The organism is Synechococcus sp. Tobar12-5m-g (assembly GCF_024345415.1).
Lineage (GTDB): Bacteria > Cyanobacteriota > Cyanobacteriia > PCC-6307 > Cyanobiaceae > Regnicoccus.
Genome location: NZ_JAGQBB010000024.1, coordinates 1 through 26,323, shown reverse-complemented (window position 1 = coordinate 26,323; position 26,323 = coordinate 1). Strand labels below are relative to the sequence as shown.

The window sequence follows — 26,323 nt, the reverse complement described above, 5'->3', positions numbered from 1 at the left end:
TCCGATGACCCTGCGCGATTGGATCGGAACGTTCGGCCAGGCGAGGTCCAGCGATCTCAGCAACGATCTCGAGCGCGCCTACGAAGCGGCCCTGCTGATCCAGGGCCTGGAACTGGAGTATTACAACGACCGCCCCGTACGCCCAGAGGTGAACCTCAGCCTGCCGCGCTCGGTGCAGGCCCAGATGCTGCGGCGTTTTCGTACCGCCCTGCAGATCTGCAGCCAGTTCATCGACAGCCTCGAGGGTCGCCGCCATGAACTCGATGGCCAGGAGCAGCGTCAACTGAACCTGATCGAGTCGGTGGAGGCCCGCTACAACAACCGCTCACCCCTGCCGGCCCTCAGCCGTTCCCCCGAATTGCTGCCCCGCAGCCTGATCGGTGTGGTCGAGCGGGTCCGCCGCCAGCTTGATCCCGAGGCCGAGGCCTCCGTGGTGGCGGGATTTCGCCGCCGCCGCGATACCACCCTGGTGTCGTTGCGGATCCTGCTGCTGCTGATTCTCGTGCCGCTGCTGGTCCAGCAGGCCAGCCGCACCTTTGTGATTTCTCCCCTGGTCAATCGGCTGGCTCCTGATGTGCCCTTTCTCAGTTACACCAAGCCCCAGCTGGAGGAGGAGGCGGTGGAGCGGCTGCGGATCTACAGGGCGGAGATCGAGTTCGACGCCCTGCTCAAGGGGGATGAGCTGCCCAGCCCGGAAGCACTCCACAAGGCCTTGGCCGCCCGGGCCGAGCAACTGAAGGAGGAGGCAGACGGCCAGAGCACCCGGGCGATCAAGAACGTGCTCTCCGATGGCTTTGCTCTGCTGTCTTTCGCGCTGGTCTGCGTGGTGGGCCGGGAGGATATCCGGGTGTTGAGAGGTTTCATCGATGAGCAGATCTATGGCCTCAGCGATAGCGCCAAGGCATTTGCGATCATTCTTTTCACCGACATCTTCGTGGGTTTTCACAGCCCTGAAGGCTGGACTGTACTGCTCGATGGCATCTCGAACCACCTAGGACTTCCCCAGCGAGAGAACTTCGTGCTGCTGTTCATCGCCACCTTTCCGGTGATCCTCGCCACAATCTTCAAGTATTGGATCTTCCGTTATCTCAACCGGGTCTCGCCCTCCTCGGTGGCGACGTTGCGCAACATGAATGGCGGTGGCTGAGCCCGCCCTCACCCTGGTGAGCGGTCCAAGCCGCAGCGGCAAGAGCCGCTGGGCCGAACACCTCGCCGCCAACAGCGGCCTTCCGGTGCTCTATATCGCCACCGGCCCGCTTCGGCACGGAGACGACGCCTGGCGGCAGCGACTGGAGCTGCATCGCCAGCGCCGACCGGCCAGCTGGCCCACCTGGGAGGTGGCCGGCGGCCTCAGTGAGGCCCTCGATCGGGTGGAGCCCGGCCAGCTGCTGCTGATCGATTCGCTCGGCACCTGGCTCGCCCATCACCTTGCCCTGGAGAGCGGCGAGTGGGCACACTGCCAGGCGGAGCTGCTCAAGGCGCTGGGCCGTTGCCGCTCCGCCCAGCTGATCGTCTGCGAGGAGACGGGTTGGGGGGTCGTACCCGCCACGGCGATCGGCGGTCGGTTCCGGGATCGGCTCGGTTCCCTTCAGCAGCAGCTGCATCAGCGTTGCCTGGCCAGCTGGCTGGTTCTGCACGGCCGGGCCCTGAATCTGCTGGCGCTCAGCCAGCCGGTTCCCAGCCCTTAGGGCGATGCCGCAGCTTGTGCTCTACCAGCCCCAGATTCCACCCAACACCGGCAACGTGGGCCGCACCTGCGCCGCCACTTCCACCGAGCTGCACCTGATCGGTCCCCTGGGCTTCAGCCTCGACGATCGCCAGCTCAAACGGGCCGGCCTCGACTACTGGCCGTGGGTTGCGCTGCAGGTCCACGCTTCGATCGGCAGCTTCGAGCAGCAGCGAGGGGCCCGGGGTGGCCGCCTGGTGGCCCTCACCAGCCATGGGGATCGCCCCTACACCGGTTTTCGCTTTGCGGCCGACGACTGGTTGCTGCTGGGCCGGGAAACGGATGGCCTGCCCCCTGAGGTGATGGATCTGGCCGATGCCCGGCTCACCATCCCGATGGCGGGCTCGGTGCGCAGCGGTGGCGGGGTCCGCAGCCTCAACCTGTCGGTGGCTGCCGCTGTCGTTCTGTTCGAAGCCCTCAGGCAGTTGGAGACTGGGTTCTGAGCCTGGGGGCCCTGCTGAGCGCATCCCCTGCAACCGGCAAAGGCTTGTGCGCTGTGGTTCCTACCGCTACTCTCGGCGCGGCCTGGGGATGGTGGCTTCTCCACCGGGCTTTGTTCCTCTGGGGAGACACATGAAGCCTTATCACTTCCTCTGGCCCCTGGCGGGGGCCGTACCGGTGCTTTCGCTGGTGGCGGCGGGGGCCATTCCCGGTATCGCCGATTCCAATGGGTCCAGCTGGGAGTCCTATGCAGATCTGACCACGGTGGAGGCCCCCCAGTTGGCAGCCCTGCCCGATGCCAAGACAACAAAACTCTGGGCCAAGGTGCGTTTCGGCATCAGCATCGATGAGCTGGCGTCCCAGCTAAAGATCCAGCCTGCGGCCTTGGCTGAACTGAACGCCGTCGAGGCTGACCACCGCCTCAGGGGCGGTGATTGGGTGGTCCTGCCAGCGGGAAAGGCGGAGCGTGTTCGCCAGCTCGCCTCCCTGGATGGGGCCGAGCTTCGCCGCAGTGCCCCGTTGACCACGCCTCCTCCTTTGGAATCCACCGGCGTTGTCCGCCTCGGAGACAATCTTCGCAAGCTTGCCCTGCGCTATGGCATGAGCCTTCAGGATTTGTTGCAGCTGAACCCTGGTCTGCAGGCCGCTGGGCTCGTGGCGGGCACCCAGATCCGCGTGGCGAATTCGGCGCCGGTTCGCAACCGCCTGGTGCTGGGTCTCAACCCGGTGGGCAGTGGCGGGCTGAGCTGGCCGGAGTTGCCCCGGTTCGGGCGTCAGCCCGAAGTGGGGCCCAGCCGTTCGGACGGCACCTGGATCTGGCCAAGCCAGGGGGTGTTCAGCTCCGGCTACGGCTGGCGCTGGGGACGGATGCACAAAGGTGTTGACATCGCCAGCAACGTCGGTACACCGATCGTGGCCGCCCGTTCTGGCCAGGTGACCTTTGCCGGCTGGCATGACGGTGGATACGGCTATCTGGTCGAGATCCTGCATGAGGACGGCAGCAAGTCGCTCTATGGCCACAACAGCCGCCTGATGGTGCAGGTTGGCCAACAGGTGGGGCAGGGCACCATGATCGCGGAGATGGGCAGTACGGGTCGCAGCACGGGTCCCCACCTCCATTTCGAGATCCACCCTCCGGGCCGTGGTGCGATGAACCCGCTCCTTTTCCTGCCGGGACGGGCCTGAGATGCCTTCACGCGATCGTCTAAAGTTTTTTTGATTGCGGCTCGGTAGCTCAGCTGGTTAGAGCGTGGGATTCATAACCCCAAGGTCGGGAGTTCAAGTCTCCCCCGAGCCATCGGCTCAGGTTCGCGTCCCTTCTCCATCCAACTGGAATGGCCATCATTCGGATGATACGGATGAATAGCACCGCTACAAATGGTGGCTTCCAGCCTGTCCGGTCGTGAAGGGTTCACGTTCTCTTTGACATTCTATCGTTGCAATCAGCCCCAGGGATGGAAGCATCCCTTCGAAGTTGCCGCTCGGTGTCCCTTCCACTGCGGTTGTCGTGTAACTGCGAACCGTTGATCAGCTGGGACCCAAATCTGCCGCCGTGTAATGTTCGCTAACATTGGGCTCGTCCATGCTCGGGCCGGTCCTGTCGGGGCTGAGCGGCGCTGGCGATGGGACGCAGATGGGTTTCAACCAGAGACCATGAATGAGCGGATGTCCATTCCGCTGCTTTCACAATGCATCGTTTCTGCATCAGCGTTTGACCTGCACGGCCAGGGGCTGATCTGGTGTTCGTCGATGCCGCACAGTGCTGTAAGGATGAACGACTGGTCGAAGGCCCCAGAAGCTTCTTCGACACTATGGATGTCGGATCCCCATGAGCACAGCCACACAGCCTGCCACCGCCTCGCTTCTGGCGGCCCTGCACTGGCGTTATGCCACCAAGCTGTTCGACAGCAGCCGCTCCATCGCCGCCGACACCTGGAGTGCCCTTGAAGACGCGCTGGTGCTCACCCCCTCCTCCTACGGGCTGCAGCCCTGGAAGTTTCTGGTGATCGACGATCCGGCCCTGCGGGCTGAGTTACGCCCCTTTTCCTGGAACCAAAGCCAGATCACCGACGCCTCCCACCTGGTGGTCTTTCTGGCCCGGCGCTCGATCACCGACTCGGATCTGGATCGGCTGATCCAGGCCACCAGCGAAGCCCGGGGCCTGCCCCTCGAGCAGCTCGGCTTCTATCGCGACCTCATCCAGAAAGACCTGGTGGATGGGCCCCGCAGCGCCTTCATTGACCAATGGTCGACCAATCAGGTGTACATCGCCCTGGGCAACTTCATGACCGCCGCCGCCCTGTTGGACGTGGACACCTGTCCGATCGAAGGCTTCTCCCCTCCCGACTACGACCGTCTGTTGGGCCTGGAGGCGTCGCCATACCGAAGCGCCGTGGTGTGCGCGGCTGGCTACCGGGCCGCCGATGACAAGCACGCCTCCCTTGCCAAGGTGCGCTTCCCGGCGTCCGAGTTGATCGAACATCTCTGAACACAGCTCCCGGCCATGGATTGCGACAACCCGGCTTGGTTGATGGGAGCCGTTCCCGGATCCCGCTAGCAAGGAGCCAGAAGCGGAGCCGGGATGAGCTGGCTGGAGCCCACCAACCTGCTGCTGCTGGCCTGCGCCCTGATCTACGGCCTGATCGGGGAGTGGGTCGATGGCGGCATCCTGCTGCTGTTCGTGGTGGGCATCAGCCTGCTCGATGCCATCCAGCAGCAGCGCAGCAACCGCGCCCTGGCGGAACTGGCCCGCCTCTCGGCACCCCGCGCCCATGTGCGACGCGATGGCCAGGAGCTGGAGCTGCCGGCCGATCAGGTGCGCGTCGGCGACCTTCTGCTCCTGGAGGAAGGCGATCGGGTGGCGGCCGATGCCACGATCAGCGAGGCGGTGGGGTTGTGGCTGGATGAGTCCCTGCTCACCGGTGAATCGTTGCCTGTGGACCGCTCGAACCCAGGGGAGCGGATCCTGGCGGGTTCGCTGGTGGCCGGTGGCCGCGGTTGGGCCGATGTGGTGGCCGTGGCCGAAGCCACCGAACTGGGCCAGCTCGGCAAGAGCCTGGCCACGGTGACACCACCCCCGACCCGCCTGCAGCGTCAGACCCGGCGCCTCACCTCGCGCCTCACGGTGTTGGCCCTGGGGTTCTGCGCAGCCCTGGCCTTGATCCAGGGGGGCATGAGCGGCAACTGGCCCGAGGCCCTGATCGCCGCCCTGGCCCTGGCCCTGGCAGTGTTGCCCAACGAGATTCCCGTGGTGCTGGCCCTGTTCCTGGCCCTCGGTGCCCTGCGCCTGGCCCGGATCGGGGTGCTGGCCCGCTGGCCGGCGGCGGTGGAGAGCCTTGGCAGTGCCACCGTGCTCGCCGTCGACAAGACCGGCACCCTCACCGAGAACCGCATGGGGGTGCAGCACTTGCTCACCTGGCCGGAGCTGGAGGGCTGGCAGGCGGGCGAGACCCTGGAGGAGCCGTTCCACCGTTTGGTGGAGATGGCGGTGCTGGCCAGCCGCGGCGATCCGGTGGATGCGATGGAGCTGGCGATCCAGCGCCTGGCCGCCGATCAGCTTGGCGGCACCGAACACCTCCATCCCGACTGGCCCCTGGAGCGTGAATACCCCCTGCAGAGCGACCTGCTGGTGTTCTCCCGCCTCTGGCGTGATACGGGCGGCGGCTTGCAGCTGGCTGCCAAGGGGGCACCCGAGGCGATCGCCGATCTGTGCCACCTGGAGGCGGGGAAGAGCGCCGCGCTGCTGTCCGCCGCCGATGGCCTCGCTGCCAGGGGGCTGCGGGTGCTGGCGGTGGCGCGCGGGCTCGATGGCGTGCAGGTGCATGAAGGTCAGCCCTTTCCCACCAGTGGAGCGCTGCCTGACCATGTGCACGGCTATCTGTTCGAGCCGGTGGGTTTCCTGGCCCTGGCAGACCCGCTGCGGGCGGATGTGCCGGCGGCGATCGCCACGGCGCGAGGTGCTGGCGTTCGCGTGGTGATGATCACCGGAGACAGCCCGGTGACGGCCCGCTCGATCGCCGATCAGGCTGGTCTGCCGCCCGGTCCGGTGCTCTCCGGCCACGAGCTGGAGGAGCTCACGCCACAGGTACTAGCGGCCTCCCTCCGTGAGGTGTCGGTGTTCGCCCGGGTGATGCCCCAGCAGAAGCTGCAATTGGTGCGCGCCCTGCAGGCCGCCGGTGAAGTGGTGGCGATGACCGGTGATGGCGTCAATGACGCCCCGGCCCTCAAGGCCGCCGACATCGGCGTGGCGATGGGCCAGCGCGGCACAGCCGTGGCCAGGGAGTCCGCCGATCTGGTGCTGCTTAACGACACCTTCAGCGATCTGGTGGCGGCCCTGGAGCTTGGCCGCCGCGTCGATGCCAACCTGCATCGGGCGCTGGGTTACACCCTCGCCATTCACCTGCCGATCGCGGCGCTCGGCTTGCTGCCGCTGCTGGTGCCTGGTCAGGGTCTGATCCTGCTGCCGGTACACATCGCCCTGCTGCACCTGGTGATCGACCCGGCATGCACGGTGGTGTTCGAGGCGCTGCCGGCCAGGGCGGGCCTGATGCGCCAGCCCCCTCGCCCACCGGAGGCGCCCTTGTTTGGTCCGGAAACCTGGCGCCATTCGCTCACCCAGGGAGCCGTGGTGATGGTGGCCGCCCTGGTGCTGGCCTTCTGGCCAAACGCGGAGGCCGAATCGCGCCGCAGCCTGGTGTTCTCGCTGCTGCTTCTGGCCGGCGGTGGGCTCGTGTGGCTGAACGGGGATTCCCGCAGCCGCATCACGGCCGCCGGTGCCGGCATCGGCCTGGGGTTGTGGTCGCTGCTGTCGGCCATTCCCGGGTTGCAGCAGCTGCTCAGCCTTGCGCCCCTGCAGCCGGGCCAGATCCTCACGCTGATGATCACCACGGCGGTGGCTCTGCTGCTTGCTTGGCTGCTGGCACCGAATCCCCCCCTCAATCCGTCACCCCCATCCCCATGGCCCCCCGCCCCTACCAACCGTCATTACTGAGGCTCCTCCATGGAGCCACCGCCATCGGCGTGGCCCTGGCCTGGCTGAGCGGGCTGATCGTCTACAGCCAGTACGACGGACGCTGGGGGCGGCTGCCGTTCCGCTGGCCCGGGGACTGGATCGACCTGCACGGCTCGGTGGGAGTGGCCCTGCTGCCTCTGGCTGTCTTGTTCGCCGCCTATGCCGTCACCCTGGGGCGGCGCCAGCTGGGCCGGGCCAGCAATGCGGTGACCCTGGGGGCGCTGATCCTGGCGATCGCCACCGGCAAGTTGATGCAGGAAGACTGGCTGCGGGAGGGGAATCTCAACCAGCTCGTCTACGGCCTCCATCTCCTCGCCTGGGTCGCAATGGCTGGAGCGGTTCTGGCCCATTTGGCCGGTCTGCTGGCCCGGGGAGGGTGGCCGCTGGCCCGCTCGATGGTGAGCGTCAAGATCCGGAAGGGAGATCTGCCGGGTGACTGGCCGGAGCAGTTGCGGCGCTTTCTTCAATCCCGGAACGCCCCTTGATCCATCAGGGACCCACGACTGCCGCCTCCAGTTCGATGTCCATGCCGAGGCCTGTGTCCTCGGCGTGCCGTGCCACCAGTAGCCGGTGCCGGCCGCCCTCCAGGACGAACGCATCGGTGGCCTCATCGAAGTAGGCAAGGCGCCGCAGCGGCACATCCAGCCAGACCCGCTCCAACTGGCCTGGCGCGAGAGAGACCCGGGTGAATCCCACCAGGAACCGCCCCGCCCGCTCCACCGCTTGCGCTGGCGGCTCGACATACACCTGCACCACGTCATCGGCGGCCATGGACCCCCCGTTCTCCACCGTGACTCCCACCCGCAGCACCCCAACCTCGCCGCAGTCGCCGAGGAGCTCTGCCGCCAGCGCGGAGTAATGGAACGGGCCGTAGGAAAGGCCGAAGCCGAAGGGGAAGGCGGCCGGGTGCCCCTGCCGGCGCAGCCGCCGGTAGCCGTGCCAGAGGTCGTAGGTGATCCGCCGGGCGCGGGGATCGAAGGGCGGCAGGTGCTCATGGGCGGTGGGCACCGCGAAAGGCAGCCGCCCCGATGGCGACACCCGCCCCAGCAGCACGTCGGCCAGCGCCGCGCCTCCCTCCATGCCCGGATACCAGAGCAGCACGATCCCTGGCACCACCTGCCGCCAGGCCTCGCAGAGGATCGCCCCGCCCCCCATCAGAACGACGGTCGTGCGCGGGTTCGCGGCGGCCACCGAGCGGATCAGCGTTTCCTGCACCGGGGGGAGGCGGAGATCGGTGCGGTCCCCGGAGGCGAAGTCGCCGCCCGGCAGGGCAGAGCCGAGGCTCGCCATCGTGGCGATCGCTCCGGCTACCGGCGACCACAGCGGTTGGAGCCGGGCTCGGCCGATCCGCAGCAGCAGCGGCTCCGGGGGCGGGATCTGGCGCAGGATCGGGGCCAGATCGCCGTTGTGGATGTGCTCGCCTTCGTGGCGCCAGTCCAGACCCACCACCACCACGACCGCGTCGCTGGCGGCGGCCAGGGCGGCGGCGGCCTCCAGGTTCGCGCCATCGGCATGCTGCACCTGAATCTCTGGCGCTGCGGCCCGCAGCCCCTCGAGGGGGGTCACCACGGTGCCCGGGGTGGGCCGGGTGTCGGAGGAACCGCGATCGCCCAGGTTGGCCGTGGCGGCGAGCCGCCCGATCACGGCCAGCGAGCCGATGTCCGTGAGCGGCAGCACCGGACCGGCGTTCTTCAGCAGCACGATCGAGCGGGTGGCCGCTTCCCGTGCCAGCGCCCGGTGCTCCGCGCAGCCCCGGATCGAGGCCGGGTAGGCCCCGGCTTCCCCGATCCTTGCCGGCAGCGAGAGCTGGGCGCGCAGCAGGCGCTGCACGGCGTCGTCGATCCGCTCGAGCGGCACCCTGCCGCTGGCCACCGCCTGCGGCAGGCTGGCCGCGAAGATCATGGGGAACGGCATCTCCAGGTCCTGGCCGGCCAGCACGCCCCCCACCCCGTCGCGCAGCCCGAAGATGAAGTCGGTGAGCACGAAGCCGCGGAATCCCCAACGCCTCTTGAGGATGTCGGTGAGCAGCTGTGGGTGCTGGCCGCACCACTCACCGTTCACGCTGTTGTAGGCGCTCATCACCGCCAGGGCGCCGGCCTCCACGCATTCACGAAACTGGGGCAGGTAGAGCTCGTGCAGCACGCGGCTCGTGGCCTGCACGTCCACCCGGAAGCGGGCGCTGTCGATCGAGTTCAGGGCGAAGTGCTTGACGCAGGCGATGGCATGGCGCTGCACGCCGCGGGTCATCGCTGCACCCATGGCACCCACGTGCACCGGGTCTTCGCCGTAGGTCTCCTGGGCCCGGCCCCAGCCGGGATGCCGCAGCAGGTTCACGCAGACCCCGCCGAGGAGGTTGGCGCCGAAGGAACGGGCCTCGCGGCCCATGGCTTCGCCGATGCGCTCCTCCAGTTCCGGGTCCCAGCTGGCGCCGCGGGCGATGGGCGGCGGGAAGGTGGTGGCGCCCCCCTCGAGTACCACGCCGCGGGGGCCGTCCACAAAGTGCAGCCCGCCGATCGCCAGCCGGGGCACCACGCCGGCCGGCCACGGGCGCCGGTGGGAGGCGTCGCGCAGCATGGTGGCTGCCATGCCCGACCAGAAGGGGGTGTCGCCGTCGAGCATGCCGAGCTTCTCGGCCAGGCTGAGTTGATCCAGAAGAGACCGGGCCTGGTCCCCGTGAGAACCCCCTTCGGCATCCGTACGCACCCGCTCAGGCTGGGGTGGAGGACAGGGAGCTGAGCATGTCCTCAGGCCGGATCATGGCGATCCGGGTCTGGCCGGCTTTGGTGTAAACCGAAAACAGACAGGGCAGTGCCATATTCAGTGTCACGTCGTTGCGCAGGACGCTTGCCGCCTGCTGGGGGTTGCACACCTCGAACACACGGCAGTTCTCGGCGAAGTCGGTGCTTTTTCTGCGGAGGATATGGCCGAGGTCATGCACGGCCAGCAGCCCGAAACGATGGGCTTGCACAGCGGCATGGAGATCGGCTCTTGCTTCTTCAAACGACTTGGCCGTATCGGCAATCAAGAACGGAGTCATGGGCTTCGTGGGCGATGAACCTCTCAGGCATTCAGACAGCACGGCCGCTGATCAGGCGCAACAGGATGGCAATCACGGCGATGACCAGCAAGATGTGGATCAATCCTCCCAGTGTGTAGGAGGTGAGCAGGCCCAGCAGCCAGAGAACGATCAGTACGACCGCAAGTGTTTCCAACATGAAGCCTCTCCTGAGAACGGAAAGCAATGGTGGCATGCACAGGTATCCGCACAGCAAGGCTGGGCGGATACAAAGACTGTTGCTGGAAGCAGACGCCGCCTCCTTGCAAAGGCAACGTCTTGGCGGCTTAGCTGAGATCGTGTGCCACTTTACTGACAACATCACTCATCTTCTCGGCGACTGATCTTGCGCCTTGCTTGAGGTCTACTGCCGCGTTCATGGCAGAGCCCTGAACCTGCTTGGCTTTTCCCTTGATCTGGTGGCCAGCATCGCCAGTCAGTTCACCATAGGCAGATTCCAGTTTGCCTTCTGCGGATTTGGCGGTGGCGTCAGCTCTGTTTGACATGGTTCCGAAGGCGAAGGGATAGGGGGCGTGATCGCTGACCAAGGCCATGGCAGGCAATGGAATCAGCAGGAAGCAGAGCATGAGGGCCAAAGCAGCAAGCGAAGCCATTGTCGAGGTGATGCGCGAGGTTGTGCTCAAGCCAACAGGATGCTTTGCATGAATTCCCATAGAGCTCTTACCAATTGGTGCTCAACCTCACCCTAGGCAGCTCGGTCTGCGGCGACCTCTGATCGGCTCCCCCCAACCTGTTGTGAGCCGTGGAGCAAATGGAACATTAGTTGCTGCATGGCATCTCAAGGATGTAACGAGTTGTTGGGGCATTGTCGTCATGCACGCCCGTCAGCTGGGCTGGGGACTTTTGCAACGAATCCGGAGGAGCAGGACTTTGGCATGCTGATGTTGCAGGCTCCAATGTGGGCGATCACTACAGCGACCAGCACATTACAGAGGTGGGAGAGGTCACGCGTATTGACCCCTATGGGCGTGAGATAACGAACTCCGTGGGCAATGTCATTGTTCATGGTCCGCTATGTCGCAGAGGCAGCTCCAGGTGGCTGCAATGGGCTTCCGTTTCATGTCCCAGTATCCTTTGCACCCTATAGTGGTCTGATCTACTCTCAGTAGGGGCATCTACTTACGCTGATGAAGCGCTATCAGATCGTTCATCGCACCACTTACTCCTACGCCGCTCCAGTGCAGCTCGGCCCCCATTCGCTTCGTCTTCGACCAAGGGCAGGGCACGATCTGCGAATTGAAAGCTCGACGATCACGATTCAACCAACGGCGAGCCTGCGCTGGCATCGTGATGTTGAGAGCAATTCCGTCGCCATCGCAACCTTCGAAGATCCCGCTGACCTGCTCCTGATCGAAAGCAGTTTGATCATCGAGCAGTACGACCAGGAGCCCCTTGACTTTCTGGTGGAAGACTATGCCGTTTCTTTTCCCGTCGCCTATGCCCCTGAAGACCGCCCCGTTCTCGACGCTTATTACCTGCTTGCCTTGCCAGCGCCTCAGACCGGGACATTGGCGCAGTGGACATCAACGGTCTGGCAGCCCGGCAAGTCCATCGAGAGCTACGCCTTGCTGCAGCGCCTCAATCTGGCCATTCACGAGCTTGTCGCCTATCGCCAACGCGAAGAGCCAGGGGTGCAGACCCCTGCTGAAACCCTTGCCAGTGGCTCTGGATCCTGCCGCGATCTTGCCTTCCTGTTCATGGAAGCGGCGAAGCTGCTCGGCTTTGCCGCTCGTTTCGTGAGTGGTTACAGCTGCACGACGCTTGCAGCGGATGATGCGGGCAGCACCCATGCCTGGGCTGAAGTCTTCCTCCCGGGCGCAGGCTGGAAGGGATTTGATCCTACCCGAGGCGAAATCGTAGGTGAGAACCACATCTCGGTAGCGGTTGGCCGCCTGCCTGACTCCGTTCCCCCCGTCGCGGGCTCGTTTATCGGAGACTCACGGCTCTTGTCGATGGACGTGACAGTTAGCGTCACCAAGCTTTCGTGCCCATGACTTGATCCTAAGCCCTGGAATGTTTCGGCAACACGGTGATTGATCCGGTGTTCCCCAGAATGGCAACGTGCACATCTTGGATCGATTCACAGCCTGCAGCCCGGATGGCGGTGTCAAGCTCGTGTCGCGTGAGTTGCGCACTCAGCAGCACCTGGGGATACAAACCCCCATGGTGTCCCTGTACTTCCGGACGACCCTCAATGAAGGCATCAAGGCGTTTGCTGCGGCTGGTGGCGATGCCAACCATATAGTTGAGTGCCACGAGAGGCAGAGCGGAGATGAGCCCCCCCACCCGGGAATTGTCTCCTCCATTCATCTGGTTCTGAATCGCATTGGATAGCAACAGCAACAGAACCAGGTCAAAGGTGGCGAGTTGGCCGATCTATCGTTTGCCCGTTAGTCGAGGCAGAACGACTAGAATAATGTATACGACTGATCCGCGTAGGAAGAACTCCCAGATCGGGATGGCAAGTGTCGCCATGACCCATTCCAGGTTGAACCAGCCACCAAACTTAGTAGCCGGCCTTCGGCCCCCCAGTATTGGGAGTATCTCCCATCCCTGGCGCCGGCCATGCTTTCTGCGGACCCGCCACCAGACCCGCGGCCAGATGCCTCCCCCCCGCTGGTGCTGGTGCACGGGATGTGGGACACCCCACGGCTGTTCGATCGACTCAAGCGGAAGCTCGGCCAGCTCCGTGGGCCTTTACTAATACCCCATCTGCCCCATCGATTCGGTGTCACCCCGATCGAGGAGCTGGCCGCGTTGCTGGGCATGCACATCGAGGCGACCTTCGGCCTGGAGCAGCCCATCGACCTGCTGGGATTTTCGATGGGCGGGGTGATCGGACGGTCCTGGATCCAGCTGCTCGGGGGCCATCGGCGTACTCGGCGCTTGATCAGTGTGGGCAGTCCCCAGCGGGGCACCATCACCGCCCAGCCCTGGCCCAGCTGGCCTCTGGCCGGCATCGCCGATCTCAAAGCAGGGAGCGCCCTGCTGCAGCGCCTCAACACCAATCTCGACACCTTGCGGGACGTGAACTGCTGCAGCTTTTACTGCCAGCCGGACCTGATGGTGATGCCCGCCTGGCGCGCCGTGCTTCCGCTCGGACCTGGACGCAGCCTGCCGGTTCGCTACCACCACCAGTTGATGAGCCACGACGATGCTCTCCAACCCCTGGTGGAGGAGTTGTTGCGCCCCGGGCCTTGACCCTGGCGGACGCAGTCAGGTTGACGATTTGCCAATAGCGTGGGCCATGCAGTAGGGGATCACAAACCATGGGCCTGGTCGCCATCTCCCTGGCGGTCCGCTGGCTGCTCGGCTGGGTCCTCTGTCTCCGGCTGTCGCGGCTTCCCGAGCACCGGCTGCAAGGGCAGCCGAGGGTTTCCGTGCTGATCCCGGCCCGCAACGAGGAACGCACCCTCCCCAACCTGCTTCCGGCCCTGCGCGGCCAGAGCTTCCAACCGCTTGAGGTGATCGTGATCGACGATCTCTCCAGCGATCGCACCGCCGCCATTGCCGCGGCAGCGGGGGTCACGGTGATGCAGCCGCCTCCCCTGCCTGAGGGCTGGTGCGGCAAGCCCTGGGCGCTGCACAACGGCGCACGGGCCAGCCAGGGCGACCTGCTTGTCTTTCTGGATGCCGACACCGAGCCCAGCCCCGCGTTCCTGGAGCGCCTCGTGGCGACGCAGCAGGCCCTGGGCGGACTGGTTTCGGTCCAGCCTTTCCATCGCACCGAGAAGCCCTACGAGCAGCTTTCGGTGCTCTTCAACCTGGTGGGGTTGATGGCCGTGCCGATGGGACAGGGCTGCGGCGTGGCCTTCGGGCCGGCCATGGTCACCAGCCGGGCCGATTACGAACGCATCGGCGGGCATGGGGCGGTGGCCGGCAAGGTGGTGGAGGACTGGTTCATGGGACACCTTTACGAGAAGGCAGGATTGCCGGTGAGTGCCTTCATCGGCGATGGCCTGATCGCGTACCGCATGTATCCCGGCGGCCTCCACGACATGGTGGTGGGCTTCGCCAAGAACTTCGCCACCGCCGCTGGCGAGGTGCGCTGTCCCTGGATGCTGGCCGTGCTGCTCTGGCTCTCCGGTCTGTTCTGGGCGGCCTGGTGTCTGCCGGCCTCCCTGCTGGGCTGGCCGCTGGTGGGCGACCCCTCCCTGTTGCCCAACCTGGTGCTCTATGGGGCCTTCGCGCTCCAGCTTCTGGTGCTCACCCGGCGAGTCGGGGGCTTCGGCTGGATCTGCCTGGTGTTTCCGATTCCTGTGCTGTTCTTCCTGGGCGTCTTCGTTCTGGCGATCCTGAATCTGGAGCGCGGCACGATCGAATGGAAGGGCAGGCGGTTCAAGACCTGATGGCGGTGCTGGCCTGTGTGATCGGCTGGCTGGGCTGGTCGCTGCTGATCGGTGCCCTGGCCAACCGCCTGCCCCTCGCCGCCCTCGATCACGACAGCTGGCTCACCGGGCCGCGCCCCTGGGCGGAGAGTGCGGCCGGCTACGAACGCCGGCTGGGGATCCGGCGCTGGAAGCGCTGGCTGCCCGATGCCGGGGACAGCCTGCCCGGCGGGGTGTGCAAAAACAGCCTGGTGTGCCGCGACCCCGCCGCCCTGCAGCGCCTGGTGGCGGAAACCCGCCGCGCCGAGCTGGTTCACCTGGCCCTCTGGCCCTTCTGGCTGGTCACGGCCCTGTGGCTGCCGCCGCTCGGGGTGCTGATCAACCTGATCTTCGCCACGGCCTTCAACCTGCCCTGCCTGTGGCTGCAGCGGTTCACCCGCCTGCGGCTGCTTGCCACCCTCCACCAAGGTGAAGCCTGCGCAGGGGGATCCTGGCCTGCGGCAGGCTAGAGCCGCTGATCCCTTCTCGAGCATGCCTTTCGGTTGGCGCTCTGGACCACCTTTCCAACCCTAGGGTCGCGTCAACGCACCTGCCGCCGTGGGCGGGTCGTCGGCGATCAGGTGGAGATCCACGTTCCTGCCGGCCAGCCGCTGCTGCAGCTTCTCGGAGAGGGAGCGGCCCAGGAGGGCCCGGCCCCTGGAGCGCGGCGACTGGCCCATCACGATCTGGGTGATCCGCCGTTCGATCGCCACCTTCGCGATCGAACCGAGCACGTCGTCGCTGTCGATGCGCAGGAATTCACCACCGAAGTCGTCGCAGAGCCGGGTGCATTCCTCCAGCAACACCCCCTCCTCCCGGCTCAGGAAGGTCTGGGGATTGAGCACGATCACCACCAACAGCGGGGCATCCATGAAGCCCGCCAGGCGGGCAGCGCGGCGCAGCAGCCGCTTCGATTCGGGATAGGTGGAGAGACAGACCAGCACCCGTTCGCGCAGGGAGCTGTCGAGCGGGGTTTCGTCGTCGACCCGATCGGCCACCTCCCGCAGGGCCAGCTCCCGCAGGGCCACCAGGTTGCGGCGCTGAAAAAAGTTGGCGAGGGCCTGGCCCACCTTCTCGCTGGCGTACACCTTGCCGCCGCGCAAACGCTCCTGCAGGGTCTCGGGGGTGACGTCCACCAGCACCACCTCATCGGCCCGCTCCAGCACCCGATCCGGCAGCCGCTCGCGCACCACCACGCCGGTGAGCTGGGCCACCAGATCGTTGAGGCTCTCCAGATGCTGGATGTTCACGGTGGAGTAGACATCCAGACCCGAGGCCAGAAGGAGTTCCACGTCCTGCCAGCGCTTCGTCCGCTCGCTGCCGGGGGCATTGGTGTGGGCCAGCTCGTCAACCAGCACCAACTGGGCTCGGCGCAGCAGCAGGGCGGCAAGGTCCAGTTCCTCCAGCCAGACCCCTTGGTGCTGGAAGCGCCGCAGGGGCACCCGCTCGAGGCCCTCGGCCTGGGCAGCGGTGTCGGCGCGGCCATGGGTTTCGAGCACACCGATCACCACGTCAGTGCCGTCACGCCGCAGTTGCTGTGCTTCCTGGAGCATGCGGAAGGTCTTGCCGACCCCCGGTGCCATGCCGATGAACAGCTTGTGGCGGCCCCGCCCCCTGATCCTGATCATGGCGAACGGCGATCCAGCTCCAGGTTGAGTTCCAGCACGTTGACCCGCGCCTCCCCCAGAATCCCAAGGGTCCGGCCCTCGGTGTGGCGGCGGACCATCTGCCGCAGCTGCTGGGGGGTCAGTTGCCGCTGGGCGCTGATACGCTCGATCTGCTGCTCGGCGGCCAGCGGCGAGATGTGGGGATCGAGGCCCGAACCGGAGCCGTAGAGCAGATCGGGGGAGGGATCCTTCAGCCCTGCCCCTTGCAGCACCTTGGATGCTGCGGTGATGCGCTTGACGAGATCGGGGTTGGTGGGACCGAGGTTGCTGGGGGCAGAGCTGGGTTGCTTACCGGTGCTGTAGTCGACGGCGCTGGGACGGCTCAGGAAGTAGCGAGCGGTGGCGAAGGGCTGGCCGATCAGGGCTGAGCCCACCACCCGACCATCGACCCGCAACAGGGAGCCGTTGGCCTGGGCGGGGAACAGCCCTTGGCCGATCCCCAGCAGGGGAAGGGTGTAGAGCACCACGGTGATCAGCCACAGCGCAGCGGTGAGCCTCAGGGCCCGGAGGGCATCGCGAAACAGGGTCATCAGAATTTCTCCGGTTGAATCATCACGGCGAACAGGTAGATCGAGAGCGCCACGGTGCCGCTCAGCAGCAACGAAAGGGCGCCGGTCTGCAGGGGCGGATGGAAGAGGCGCAGGGGCGAGGAGGCCGCCACCGCCCCGGCCGCGAGCAGCAGGGGGATCCAGAAGAGGGGCTTGGTGAAGAACATCTCAGGAGCTTCAGATCAGGTGGAGGGAGGTGATGGCCAGGTCGATCGCCTTGATGCCCACGAACGGCACGGCCAGGCCGCCGAGGCCATAGACGAGCAGGTTGCGCTTGAGCAATTCTTCGGCCGAATCCGGGCGGAACGCCACCCCCCGCAGGGCCAGGGGCACCAGGGCGGGAATGATCAGGGCGTTGAACACCATCGCCGAGAGGATGGCGGAGTGGGGGCTCTCCAGATGCATCAGGTTCAGCGCCCCGAGGCCCACCCCCCCGAACAGGGCAGGCAGGATCGCGAAGTACTTGGCCACGTCGTTGGCGATTGAGAAGGTGGTGAGCGCTCCCCGGGTGATCAGCAACTGCTTGCCGATCGTGACGATGTCGATCAGCTTGGTGGGATCGCTGTCGAGGTCGACCATGTTGGCCGCCTCCTTGGCGGCCTGGGTGCCGGAGTTCATCGCAACCCCCACGTTGGCCTGGGCCAGGGCCGGCGCGTCGTTGGTGCCGTCGCCTGTCATCGCCACCAGCTTCCCGAGCCGCTGCTCCGCCTGGATCACGGCGATCTTGTCTTCCGGGGTGGCCTCGGCGATGAAATCGTCGACCCCGGCCTCACGGGCGATCACGCTGGCGGTGATCGGGTTGTCGCCGGTGAGCATCACACTGCGAATGCCCATGCGCCGCAGCTGGTCGAAGCGTTCGCGCATGCCGGGTTTGATGATGTCCTTGAGGTAGATCACCCCAAAGATCTCGGCGCCTCGGCACACCGCCAGCGGTGTCCCCCCCAGCTGGGACACCTGCTCGTAGGCCTGATCAAGGCCATCGGGCACCTGGCCGCCGCGGGAGCGCACGAAGCCCTTGATGGCATCCACCGCTCCCTTGCGCAGCTCGGTGCCGTCGGCCAGGTCGGTGCCGCTCATGCGGGTGCGGGCGGAGAAGTCGAGCCCGGTGGCGCCGGCAGGATCGAACCCGGAGCTGGCCCCCAGCTTCTCGGCCAGCCGCACGATCGATTTGCCCTCGGGCGTGGTGTCGAAGCCGCTGGCGCCGATCGAAACGGTGGCCAACTCCGCCTCGGTGTGGCCCCCCACCGGCAGGAACTCCTCGGCGAGCCGGTTGCCCAGGGTGATGGTGCCGGTCTTGTCGAGCACCAGGGTGTTGATGTCACCGCAGGCCTCAACGGCACGGCCGGAGGTGGCGATCACGTTGAACTGGGCCACCCGGTCCATGCCGGCGATGCCGATGGCCGACAGCAGACCGCCAATCGTGGTGGGGATCAGGGCCACCAGCAGGGCCACCAGGATCACCACCGGGGTGGGTCCGCCGATATAGGCCGCCACCGGCGGCAGGGTGGCCACGGCGATCAGGAACACCTGGGTGAGCACCGCCAGCAGCACGGTGAGCGCGATCTCGTTGGGGGTGCGGCTGCGCTCGGCCCCCTCCACCAGGGCGATCATGCGGTCGATGAAGCCCTGGCCAGGATCGGCCGTGATCCGGATGGTGAGCTGGTCCGAGACCACCAGGGTGCCGCCGGTGACCGAGCTGGCCACATCGGAGCCGGCCTCCTTGAGCACCGGTGCGGATTCGCCGGTGATCGCCGATTCATCCACGGCGGCCACCCCATCCGTCACCTCCCCATCGGCGGGGATCAGCTCGCCGCTGCTCACCAGAACCTGATCGCCCTTGCGCAGGCTGCTGGAATCCACCAGCGCCTCGCCGCCATTGGGCAACAGTCGTCGGGCCTGGGTGCGGGCCTGGGTGCGGCGCAGGGCATCGGCCTGGGCCTTGCCGCGCCCTTCAGCGAGCGCCTCGGCCAGGTTGGCGAACAGCAGGGTGAACACCAGGATCGCGGCGAGCACAGCGTTGAAGCCCCGCCCCGGGGCGTCTTTGCTCAGGCCGAACAACTGGGGTTCGAGGGTGGCCGCGACGGTGACAATCGTTCCGCACCAGACCACGAACATCACCGGATTGCGCACGGTGAGACGGGGGTCGAGCTTGCGGAACGATTCGACGATCGCCCGGCCCAGGAGGCCTTGGGTTTTGGGCCGTTCGGTGTAGCGCCGTTGGTCGCGGCGGCCCCGCGGCATGCGGGGAAAAAAGGGTTGCTGAAGGGAGGTCATGGGAGCCGCGAGGCGGTCAGCGAGGGAGCGAGAAGGCTTCGGCGATCGGCCCCAGGGCCAGCACCGGGAAGAAGGTGAGGGCGCCGAGGATCAGGATCACCACGGCGGTCACCACGGTGAACAGGCCGGTGTCGGTGGCCAGGGTGCCCTGGCTGGGGGGTACGGGTTGTTTGCGGGAGAAGCCGGCCGCCAGGAACAAGAGGGCGATGATCGGCAGGTAGCGACCCCCCAGCAGGCTGACGATGGCGCTGAGGTTCCACCACACCGTGCCGTCGCCCAGGCCCTCGAAGCCACTGCCGTTGTTGGCGGCGGCCGAGGCGTATTCGTAAACCACCTGGCTGACGCCGTGGAAGCCGGGGTTGCTGATGCCCTGGAGAGCGGGGAAGCCAATCGTGATGGCGGCAGGCACCAGCACGAACACCGGGTGGATCAGCAGGATCAGGCTGCTGTAAACCACTTCCGCCTTCTCCACCTTGCGTCCGAACAGTTCGGGGGTGCGGCCCACCATCAGCCCGGTGAGGAACACCGTGAGGATCAGGAACACGAGCAGGTAGGCAACGCCGGTGCCCTGGCCGCCGAACACCACTTGCAAAAACAGGTTGAACAGGGGCACCAGGCCCCCCAGGGGCATCAGCGAATCCATGGCTGCGTTCACCGCTCCGGTCATCGAGCCGGTGGTGATCGTGGCGAACAGGGCCGACAAGGCGGCGCCGAAGCGCACCTCCTTGCCCTCCAGGTTGGGTCCACTGAGCCAGGGGGCCAGCAGGGGGTTGCCCGCTTGCTCGGCCTTGATCGCCACCACGGCCAGCCCCAGAAAGAGACCGGTGACGAGCAGCAACAGCAGGGTGCCCTGGCGGCGGTTGCCAAGGAAACGGCCGAAGGCGTCGATCGTGGCAGCGGGGATGGCGAACATGGCCACCATCGCCAGCAGGTTCGTGAACGGGTTGGGGTTCTCGAAGGGGTGGGCGGAGTTGGCGCCGTAGAAGCCACCCCCGTTCTCGCCCAGCTGCTTGATCGCCTCGAAGGCGGCCACCGGGCCCCGCCCCAGGATCTGGGTGGCCCCCTCCAGGGTGCGAAGGGTCACCGGCCCGCCCAGGGTCATGGGAGAACCATTGATCAGGAGGATCAGGCCGAACACCAGGCTGAGGGGTAACAGCACCCGGGTGATCGAGCGGACCAGATCCCAGTGGAAGTTGCCCAGGGGGCGGCCGCAGAGGCCGCGGATGAAGGCGAAGCCCACCGCCAGGCCGGTGGCGGCGGAGGTGAAGAACAGGAACTGCAGCGCCCCGAGCTGGGTGAAGTCGCTGAGGGTCTGCTCGGGGGTGTAGTGCTGCTGGTCGGTGTTGGTGAGGAAGGAGATGGCGGTGTGCAGGGCCGTGTCCCAGCGCACCCCCGGCAGCCCCAGGGGGTTCAGCCAGGCGGGCTGGAGGAGCAGCAGCAGAAAAGCCACGGCACCGAACAGAATGTTGCTCAGCAGCAGGGGGCGCAGGTAGTCCCAGGCCTGCTCGGCTGGGCGGCCCGGGTCCCCTACCCACCGCAGCAGGGATGTTTCCACGGGGGTGAGCCAGCCATCCAGCAGGGGCTGGGATCGATTGTCGTACACCTGCCAGAGGTGACGCCCCAGCAGCGGGGCGGAGCCCAGCACGAGGGCGAGCAGCAGGGCGACCTGAATCCAGTCGATCATCGGCGGTAGCGTCCGGTTCGGGGGACCCGTTCACTGTCGACCGCCCTGGAGTTGGGCGCTACTAGCGGAGGGTATGGATGTGAACGGCCGGTCCCTATCCGGAGATATAGCGGCGCTGGCCTCACCCGGCGGGCAGGCGGCGGCCCTCACCGCTGCGGTGGCCCTGGTGGAGGTGATCACCCCGGTGCAGGTGGTGCTGGCCTATCTCTATGTGCTGCCGCTGATCCTGTTGAGTGAAACGGCTCGGCCGAGAACGATCTGGAGTTTTGTGGCCCTGACGTGCGGGCTCACCCTCTCCAATCTTGTGATCCCGGAGTTCACACCGATCAGCGGCTCGGTGCTCATGAACCGCCTGCTGGTCTGCGGCGCCCTGGTGCTCACCGCGCGCCAGTGCCTGCGCATCCAGGGCCTGCAGCGCCAGCGGCTTCACCTGGAGGGCCAGCTGGCCGTGGAAGACCTGCGGCGGGATTTCGTCGCCACCCTCGCCCATGACCTCAAGACGCCGATCCTGGGAACGATCGCCACCCTGCGCAGCCTGTCCTCCAGCCGCCAGAGCCGGGAGGGGCCCCTGCTGGAGCGCACCCTGGCCACGATCGAGCGGGGCCAGAGCCGCGCCCTGGCCCAGATTCAGACCCTGCTGGAGGTCTACCGCAACGACGCCGAGGGTCTTGTGCTGCAGTCCGTGGAGGTGGAATTCACACGCCTGGTGGAGGAGGTGATCCGGGAGCTCTCGGCGCTGGCCCAGGAACGGCAACTCACCCTGCGCCTGGGCTTCGGTGAGGCATCGCAGTGGCATCCGCATCTGCTGATCGGCGATGGGGCCCAGCTCAGGCGGCTGGTGGAGAATCTGCTGCTCAACGCCATCCACCACAGCCTGCGGGGCGGCCAGATCCAGCTGGTGCTGGAGAACCGCAGCAACGGTCTCCAGCTGCGGGTTGCCGATGGCGGCCCGGGGGTGCCGGAACAGGAGATCTCCAAGCTGTTCCAACGCTTCCAGCGGCTCTCCGAGGAGCGGCCGGGCAGCGGCCTGGGGCTCTACCTCTGCCGCCAGATCGTGAACGCCCACGGGGGAACGATCGGCCTGCGCAACCGGCCCGGCGGTGGCGCCGAGATCGAGGTGCTGCTGCCCCAGGGCAGCGCTGAGCCCCCGCCCGAAGGAGGCTGAGCCGATGCGGGCCCTGGTGGTGGAAGACGACGAACTGTTCCGGCTCGGGCTGGAGGTCACGCTCCAGGGTTTCGAGGTGATCGAACTGGTGACGGCCGTGGGCGATGGCGAGCAGGCACTCGATCTGCTGCGCCATCAATCGTTCGATGTGATCCTGCTGGATCTGGGCCTGCCGGGGCTGGGGGGGCTGGAGACCTGCCGCCGCATCGCCGCCGATCACCCAACGATCCCGGTGCTGGTGGTCACCAGCCAGGAGGATCCCGCCTGGTGCCTGCGGATGATGCGGGCGGGCGCCCGGGGCTATGTGCGCAAGGGGGTGGCCGCAGCCGACCTTCAACTGGCGATCCAGACGGTGCTGCGGGGTGCCTCCTGGTGGGACGCAGACGCCACCGCCGCCCTGCGGGAGCTGGGCACTCAGGGCGGGCCGCAGGCCGGCGAGAGCGCCACGAGCGAGGCCGACGCCCTGGCGCTGCTGACACCGCGGGAGCGCCAGGTGCTGGAGGCGATGGCCCGGGGGCTGAGCAACCGCGAGATCGCCGTCGAGCTGGGCATCGGCCTCGGCACGGTGCGGGTGCACGGCCACGCGATCATGCAGAAGCTGGAGGTGGCCAACCGCACCCAGGCGGTGTTGAAACTGAGGCCTCGCCACTGAAGCCGTTGCGCGACCTGAGGCCAGGCCATGGCCAGCTCCTCCCCGCCGGATGGTTTGATCGAAACGACCCGTCAAAGCTGCCGGGTGGTCCTGGTTTGGGGCAAGGCATCAGCCAACCCCACCAGCTTCGCACTGATCGCCCACAACGTCTGGGCCAGGCCGTCGTCGAGGGCTTCAGCACTGGGATGGGTCTGCGCGAAGCGCAGGCGCCCGGGGCCCAGCACCCGGTTGCTCCAGTAGCTGAACCCCGTGTCCCCGAAGGCTGGATCGGTGCAGAGGCTCGCCAGCAGCACCCCGGCCTGCTGAGGGGTTGCGGTGATGCGCAGGAGATCGCGGGCCAGCAGGGCAAACAGGCGTTGGCCCCATTCGTTGTGGCGGCGGCTGTAGCGAAAGAAGCCGCCGCCGCTGCGCGGGATCACCAGGCCAGGGCTCCAGGCCAGCACCGGCATCGGTGTGCCCCGCAGCCGCAGTCGCCGCTCCAGCTCACGGGCGAACAACAGGTTGCAGAGTTTGCTGTCCTTGTAGGCCTTGTCGGCATTGAACGGCAAGCCACCAGCCACCATCATCGTGAGGCCCGATTCCGTGATCAGGCCTGCTCTGAGCCCTTCCAGATCACCCAGGCCGGCCGGCTTGCCGACCCGGCCACCTGCTGCGGCGGGATCATGCACCTCCGAGGCGGTGACCACCACCCGGGGGGCCTGGCCGCCATCGAGCAAGGGGAGCAGGCGCTGGGCCAGGGCCTGGTGGCCGAGGTGGTTCACGGCGATGGTGAGCTCATGGCCCTGGGCGGAGCGCCTTGGCGCAGGGGAACCGCTGTACTGAAGGCCGGCATTGAGCACCAGGCAGTCGATGGGCTCACCCCGGCGCAGCAAATCGGCGGCGCAGCGCTCAACGCTGGCCAGGTCGGCCAGATCGCACAGGGGTGCCACAGGTGGTGGGCCGGAGGTCGCCTCGCCTTCGAGGCGATCCAAGGTGGTCTCGGCCGTGGGCCCATCCCGGCAGGGCAGGGTGAGCTGGTGGCCGGCGCGGCGAAGGCGCACGGCAGCTTCAAAGCCGAGGCCTGAGCTGGCGCCAGTGAGCAGAATGCGCCGCGGCTGGGGGTCGAGAGACGGTTTGGGCATCATGGGGTGCACCCTATGCAGCGCGATGGCCCGTCGCCCCAGGCTCCCACCCCCAGACTGGCGCCGTGGCGAGAACGACGACGGGGATGACTGGCCGGTCGATCGCGGCCGGCCCTTAGGCCTGCGCCTTCTGGCCCTGGTCGGGGCCCTGGCCTTCGTGATGCTGGGAATCAACAGCCTCCTTCCCGTTCTGCAGCGACCGCAGCAACCGCCGTCGCTGCCATCCCATGCCGGTTGAGGTGGCCCTGGCCATGCTGGAGCGGGATGGAACCTGGCTCCTCCAGCTGCGGGACGACATCACCACAATCGTGGCGCCGGGCCGCTGGGGCCTGTTCGGAGGGCACCTCGATCCAGGTGAAACTCCCCAGCAGGCCCTGCGCCGTGAACTTCGCGAGGAAATCAATTGGCAGGCGGGCGATCTGCCCTTCTGGTTCAGCCACACCAACCCCCAGCGGGTGGCCCATTTCTTCCGAACCACCCTGCCAGTACCGCTCGAGGCGCTGCGGTTGCAGGAAGGCCAGGACATGGTGCTGGCCACCAGAGAGGAGCTTCTCTCCGGCCGGGTCTGGAGCCCAAGGCTCCAGGAGTCCAGGCCCCTGGCTCCTTCGCTGCAGTGTGCGGTCGAGGCCCTGTTCAGCTCGACCCTGATTCGCCCCCTGGAGCCCCACCACTGGCCCGGCACCTGGTCGCTGCTGGAGCCGATCTTTCGGGCCGGTGAAACCTTCCCGCACGATCCGGGCATCAGCGAGGCAGAGGCCCGGCGTGTGTGGGTCGACGAGCCCCAGGCCACCTACGTGGCTCTTGATCCTGCCGATGGGGTCGTCGGCACGTACTACCTCAAGCCCAACGCTCCATCGCTCGGCGCCCATGTCGCCAATGCGGGCTATGGGGTGGCCGAGGCGGCCAGGGGTCGGGGGATCGGCAGCCAGCTCTGCCGCCATTCCCAGCAGCAGGCCCAACGGTTGGGCTACCGCGCCATGCAGTTCAACCTGGTGGTGAGCACCAACGACGCCGGTTTGCACTGTTGGCGTGCCAATGGCTTCCAGATCGTCGGCACCCTGCCGGGAGCCTTCCGCCACCGGTGTTTCGGCGACGTCGATGCCTATGTGCTGTTCAAGCAACTGGCCGGGTTCTGAGCCGTACTGGCTCCGCCGCCGAGCAGGGACTGGCCCCTGGCATCTGTCCAGCCCGCGCACGGCCTTCGAGAGCTGTTCGCGCCTTTCGACCCACCTGGCCTGGGCCGAGGGGCCAAGCGGCAGGAGCTGGGCTGTGAAGAGCTGAGCTGGCGGCAGGCCGGAGCGGCCCTCCCACCAGCAGGGGGCCAGCTGACGCTGATGGTCCCAGAAATTCGATACGGTCTGCCGTTCGCCGTGCACCCGGTCGATGCCGCGCAAGAACTCGCGCCAGCCGATCACCTGGCTGAGGAACCCCTCATGCGAGGCGATCGGAAGCGACTGGCCTGCCGCTTCCCGCCTCTGCGCGAGCAAGGCTGGCCTCGATCACCTCGGCGGGGGTGAGCAGGCCGATGTTGAGCAGGGAGGAGAGCAGGGAATGGTGCAGGGTGGCGTGGCGCTCACTCAGCGCGTCCTCGAAAGGCCCGAAATCATCGAGCCGCTCTCTGAGAAACCGCTCCAACCAGACCTGGGCCCCGGCGTGATCAAAGGGAATCCAGAGATCAGCGAGCTCACCGGGGTGATCGTCGAAGTGGGTGGTGATCAGTGTCCGCACCGCCCGCCCATGGGGGCTGGCCGCCACCGCCGGCAACGGGGGGTCCAGTTACCCCTTCGGCAGCCGGCGGCGGTTCTCCACATCGAAGCTCCAGCGGCCGCGGATGGGGGAACCATCGGCTTCCAGCAGCAGGCCGAGGCGCCGGCGTTGGCTCTCGTAGAAGGTCTTCATGAAGGGTGTCGCCGGCCCTCGAACCAGGCCTGGCTCTCGGCCACCGATTCGAGGAAAGCCGGAGAAGGCAGCACGCTCAGCTGCACTGCCTGCTCGCCGCAGAACTGCTCCACGCTCGCCGGGCCTCGCTGCCATGACGGATTGCTGCGGTTCCAGGCCGGAATGATTGCGGACCTTAAGGATTGCTCTAGGTTTTGGCCTTGCTGGATCTGTCCGTGACCCAATCCGTATCGATTCTGGCCGCCACCGGTCTGGCTGGGCTGGCCTTGGTGAGCCTCTCCATCACCTTGCTGTTCTGACACCTTGTTGTTCTGAGCAGCTGGATGGCCCACGCCTTCGCGGTGCTGGCTGTGATCCGACAGCCTGGGCACCAATCCAGATGACGTTGGCTGCCCCTCGACCCCGCCACCCTTCAGCCCCTGCCGAGCACGCCAGCGCAGAGCAGTCTGCTCCTGACCGTTGCTTTCTTTCGGGATCCTGATTTCGCCCGCTCAGGCTTCGAGCGCTACGGCGATGTGTACTTAACCAGCTTGCTGGGGCATTGGAGTGAGCCATGGACGTGATGGTGCTGAGTGAACAGGACCGCTGGAAGCAGGATCGCTCCGATGACGCGGTGTTCTATGGCGAGCCCCGCTTCGTGCACCACCTCGATGGGGCCTTTCGCGCCCGGCTCACGGCGCTCTACCAGGAGA

The 26,323-nt window shown here is 66.7% G+C and carries 29 protein-coding genes and 1 tRNA gene; 16 read left to right on the top strand and 14 right to left on the bottom strand.

Annotated elements, in window-relative coordinates:
* The first annotated feature begins 4 nt into the window (after window positions 1–4).
* From pxcA to KBY66_RS13195, 8 genes are all read left to right on the top strand, one after another.
* Entirely contained in the window at window positions 5–1,147 is a 1,143-nt protein-coding gene (gene pxcA, locus KBY66_RS13230) for a proton extrusion protein PcxA (protein ID WP_255090083.1), read from the top strand.
* Window positions 1,140–1,688 (top strand): bifunctional adenosylcobinamide kinase/adenosylcobinamide-phosphate guanylyltransferase, encoded by a 549-nt coding sequence (gene cobU, locus KBY66_RS13225; RefSeq protein ID WP_255090082.1) that lies wholly within the window; start codon window positions 1,140–1,142, stop codon window positions 1,686–1,688. Before pxcA ends, cobU begins: the two co-directional genes overlap by 8 nt.
* A 4-nt stretch (window positions 1,689–1,692) precedes the next feature.
* Window positions 1,693–2,169, top strand: a complete 477-nt coding sequence (locus tag KBY66_RS13220) for a tRNA (cytidine(34)-2'-O)-methyltransferase (protein WP_255090081.1) — start codon at window positions 1,693–1,695, stop codon at window positions 2,167–2,169.
* A gap of 130 nt (window positions 2,170–2,299) precedes the next feature.
* A complete protein-coding gene (locus KBY66_RS13215) occupies window positions 2,300–3,352 on the top strand; it encodes a M23 family metallopeptidase (protein WP_255090080.1) in 1,053 nt (350 codons plus the stop codon).
* Between the two features lie 38 nt (window positions 3,353–3,390).
* A tRNA-Met gene (locus KBY66_RS13210) sits at window positions 3,391–3,464 on the top strand.
* A gap of 531 nt (window positions 3,465–3,995) precedes the next feature.
* Window positions 3,996–4,655 (top strand): NAD(P)H-dependent oxidoreductase, encoded by a 660-nt coding sequence (locus tag KBY66_RS13205; RefSeq protein ID WP_255090079.1) that lies wholly within the window; start codon window positions 3,996–3,998, stop codon window positions 4,653–4,655.
* A gap of 93 nt (window positions 4,656–4,748) precedes the next feature.
* Window positions 4,749–7,157, top strand: coding sequence for a cation-translocating P-type ATPase (locus tag KBY66_RS13200; protein WP_255090078.1), 2,409 nt, complete (start codon window positions 4,749–4,751; stop codon window positions 7,155–7,157).
* Window positions 7,124–7,663: a cytochrome b/b6 domain-containing protein gene (locus tag KBY66_RS13195; protein ID WP_255090077.1), complete on the top strand. Its 540-nt coding sequence runs from the start codon at window positions 7,124–7,126 to the stop codon at window positions 7,661–7,663. The genes KBY66_RS13200 and KBY66_RS13195 overlap by 34 nt, the downstream gene beginning before the upstream one ends.
* 4 nt (window positions 7,664–7,667) lie before the next feature.
* Here KBY66_RS13195 and KBY66_RS13190 read toward each other — a convergent pair whose 3' ends face one another.
* From KBY66_RS13190 to KBY66_RS13175, 4 genes are all read right to left on the bottom strand, one after another.
* Window positions 7,668–9,881 (bottom strand): beta-glucosidase family protein, encoded by a 2,214-nt coding sequence (locus KBY66_RS13190; protein ID WP_255090076.1) that lies wholly within the window; start codon window positions 9,879–9,881, stop codon window positions 7,668–7,670.
* A gap of 4 nt (window positions 9,882–9,885) precedes the next feature.
* Complete coding sequence (locus KBY66_RS13185; RefSeq protein WP_255090075.1) at window positions 9,886–10,215, bottom strand: DUF302 domain-containing protein; 330 nt, start codon at window positions 10,213–10,215, stop codon at window positions 9,886–9,888.
* 31 nt (window positions 10,216–10,246) lie between these two features.
* Window positions 10,247–10,429, bottom strand: coding sequence for a lmo0937 family membrane protein (locus KBY66_RS13180; protein WP_255090074.1), 183 nt, complete (start codon window positions 10,427–10,429; stop codon window positions 10,247–10,249).
* Window positions 10,430–10,520: 91 nt separating this feature from the next.
* Window positions 10,521–10,877, bottom strand: coding sequence for a CsbD family protein (locus KBY66_RS13175; protein WP_255090073.1), 357 nt, complete (start codon window positions 10,875–10,877; stop codon window positions 10,521–10,523).
* 504 nt (window positions 10,878–11,381) lie between these two features.
* On the opposite strand from KBY66_RS13175, the gene KBY66_RS13170 reads away from it, so the two are divergent.
* A complete protein-coding gene (locus tag KBY66_RS13170) occupies window positions 11,382–12,248 on the top strand; it encodes a transglutaminase family protein (protein ID WP_255090072.1) in 867 nt (288 codons plus the stop codon).
* A 7-nt stretch (window positions 12,249–12,255) separates the two neighbouring features.
* Here the strand turns inward: KBY66_RS13170 and KBY66_RS13165 are convergent, their stop codons facing one another.
* On the bottom strand, window positions 12,256–12,597 hold the full coding sequence (locus KBY66_RS13165; RefSeq protein ID WP_255090071.1) for a YetF domain-containing protein: 342 nt from the start codon (window positions 12,595–12,597) through the stop codon (window positions 12,256–12,258).
* Between the two features lie 222 nt (window positions 12,598–12,819).
* Between KBY66_RS13165 and KBY66_RS13160 the strand changes: the two genes are divergently transcribed.
* The 3 genes from KBY66_RS13160 to KBY66_RS13150 all read left to right on the top strand — a co-directional run bounded on the left by KBY66_RS13160 (window position 12,820) and on the right by KBY66_RS13150 (window position 15,091).
* Complete coding sequence (locus KBY66_RS13160; RefSeq protein ID WP_255090070.1) at window positions 12,820–13,455, top strand: esterase/lipase family protein; 636 nt, start codon at window positions 12,820–12,822, stop codon at window positions 13,453–13,455.
* Between the two features lie 68 nt (window positions 13,456–13,523).
* Window positions 13,524–14,603, top strand: coding sequence for a glycosyltransferase (locus KBY66_RS13155; RefSeq protein WP_255090069.1), 1,080 nt, complete (start codon window positions 13,524–13,526; stop codon window positions 14,601–14,603).
* A complete protein-coding gene (locus KBY66_RS13150; RefSeq protein WP_255090068.1) occupies window positions 14,603–15,091 on the top strand; it encodes a hypothetical protein in 489 nt (162 codons plus the stop codon). Before KBY66_RS13155 ends, KBY66_RS13150 begins: the two co-directional genes overlap by 1 nt.
* A 60-nt stretch (window positions 15,092–15,151) precedes the next feature.
* Here the strand turns inward: KBY66_RS13150 and KBY66_RS13145 are convergent, their stop codons facing one another.
* The 5 genes from KBY66_RS13145 to kdpA are packed head-to-tail and all read right to left on the bottom strand — an operon-like array spanning window position 15,152 to window position 20,794.
* On the bottom strand, window positions 15,152–16,249 hold the full coding sequence (locus tag KBY66_RS13145; RefSeq protein WP_255090067.1) for a sensor histidine kinase KdpD: 1,098 nt from the start codon (window positions 16,247–16,249) through the stop codon (window positions 15,152–15,154).
* Complete coding sequence (kdpC, locus tag KBY66_RS13140) at window positions 16,246–16,812, bottom strand: K(+)-transporting ATPase subunit C (protein ID WP_255090091.1); 567 nt, start codon at window positions 16,810–16,812, stop codon at window positions 16,246–16,248. Before kdpC ends, KBY66_RS13145 begins: the two co-directional genes overlap by 4 nt.
* 5 nt (window positions 16,813–16,817) lie before the next feature.
* Window positions 16,818–17,003 (bottom strand): potassium-transporting ATPase subunit F, encoded by a 186-nt coding sequence (locus KBY66_RS13135; RefSeq protein WP_255090066.1) that lies wholly within the window; start codon window positions 17,001–17,003, stop codon window positions 16,818–16,820.
* Between the two features lie 10 nt (window positions 17,004–17,013).
* Window positions 17,014–19,110 (bottom strand): potassium-transporting ATPase subunit KdpB, encoded by a 2,097-nt coding sequence (gene kdpB / locus KBY66_RS13130; RefSeq protein ID WP_255090065.1) that lies wholly within the window; start codon window positions 19,108–19,110, stop codon window positions 17,014–17,016.
* A 16-nt stretch (window positions 19,111–19,126) separates the two neighbouring features.
* Window positions 19,127–20,794 (bottom strand): potassium-transporting ATPase subunit KdpA, encoded by a 1,668-nt coding sequence (gene kdpA / locus KBY66_RS13125; protein WP_255090064.1) that lies wholly within the window; start codon window positions 20,792–20,794, stop codon window positions 19,127–19,129.
* Window positions 20,795–20,867: 73 nt separating this feature from the next.
* Here kdpA and KBY66_RS13120 point away from each other — a divergent pair, with 73 nt between their 5' ends.
* Together KBY66_RS13120 and KBY66_RS13115 are read left to right on the top strand one after the other, a co-directional pair.
* Window positions 20,868–21,959, top strand: a complete 1,092-nt coding sequence (locus KBY66_RS13120) for a sensor histidine kinase (protein WP_255090063.1) — start codon at window positions 20,868–20,870, stop codon at window positions 21,957–21,959.
* Between the two features lie 4 nt (window positions 21,960–21,963).
* A complete protein-coding gene (locus KBY66_RS13115; protein WP_255090062.1) occupies window positions 21,964–22,611 on the top strand; it encodes a response regulator transcription factor in 648 nt (215 codons plus the stop codon).
* 71 nt (window positions 22,612–22,682) lie between these two features.
* Here KBY66_RS13115 and KBY66_RS13110 read toward each other — a convergent pair whose 3' ends face one another.
* The gene (locus KBY66_RS13110) at window positions 22,683–23,732 is read right to left on the bottom strand and encodes an SDR family NAD(P)-dependent oxidoreductase (protein ID WP_255090061.1); all 1,050 of its coding nucleotides are present in this window, start codon (window positions 23,730–23,732) and stop codon (window positions 22,683–22,685) included.
* Window positions 23,733–23,757: 25 nt separating this feature from the next.
* On the opposite strand from KBY66_RS13110, the gene KBY66_RS13105 reads away from it, so the two are divergent.
* Both KBY66_RS13105 and KBY66_RS15770 read left to right on the top strand, forming a co-directional pair.
* Window positions 23,758–23,970 carry a hypothetical protein gene (locus tag KBY66_RS13105; protein ID WP_255090060.1) on the top strand — a complete coding sequence of 71 codons (213 nt, stop codon included), beginning with the start codon at window positions 23,758–23,760 and terminating at the stop codon, window positions 23,968–23,970.
* Window positions 23,960–24,868 carry a GNAT family N-acetyltransferase gene (locus tag KBY66_RS15770; protein WP_315855515.1) on the top strand — a complete coding sequence of 303 codons (909 nt, stop codon included), beginning with the start codon at window positions 23,960–23,962 and terminating at the stop codon, window positions 24,866–24,868. The genes KBY66_RS13105 and KBY66_RS15770 overlap by 11 nt, the downstream gene beginning before the upstream one ends.
* Window positions 24,869–25,163: 295 nt before the next feature.
* On the opposite strand, the gene KBY66_RS13090 is transcribed toward KBY66_RS15770, so the two are convergent.
* Genes KBY66_RS13090 through KBY66_RS13080 form a run of 3 tightly spaced genes read right to left on the bottom strand, consistent with a single transcriptional unit; the run spans window position 25,164 to window position 26,005 of the window.
* The gene (locus tag KBY66_RS13090; RefSeq protein ID WP_255090059.1) at window positions 25,164–25,460 is read right to left on the bottom strand and encodes a hypothetical protein; all 297 of its coding nucleotides are present in this window, start codon (window positions 25,458–25,460) and stop codon (window positions 25,164–25,166) included.
* A 48-nt stretch (window positions 25,461–25,508) separates the two neighbouring features.
* Window positions 25,509–25,631 carry a cryptochrome/photolyase family protein gene (locus tag KBY66_RS13085; RefSeq protein ID WP_255090058.1) on the bottom strand — a complete coding sequence of 41 codons (123 nt, stop codon included), beginning with the start codon at window positions 25,629–25,631 and terminating at the stop codon, window positions 25,509–25,511.
* Window positions 25,628–26,005, bottom strand: coding sequence for a hypothetical protein (locus KBY66_RS13080; protein ID WP_255090057.1), 378 nt, complete (start codon window positions 26,003–26,005; stop codon window positions 25,628–25,630). The genes KBY66_RS13085 and KBY66_RS13080 overlap by 4 nt, the downstream gene beginning before the upstream one ends.
* Window positions 26,006–26,323 lie beyond the last annotated feature (318 nt).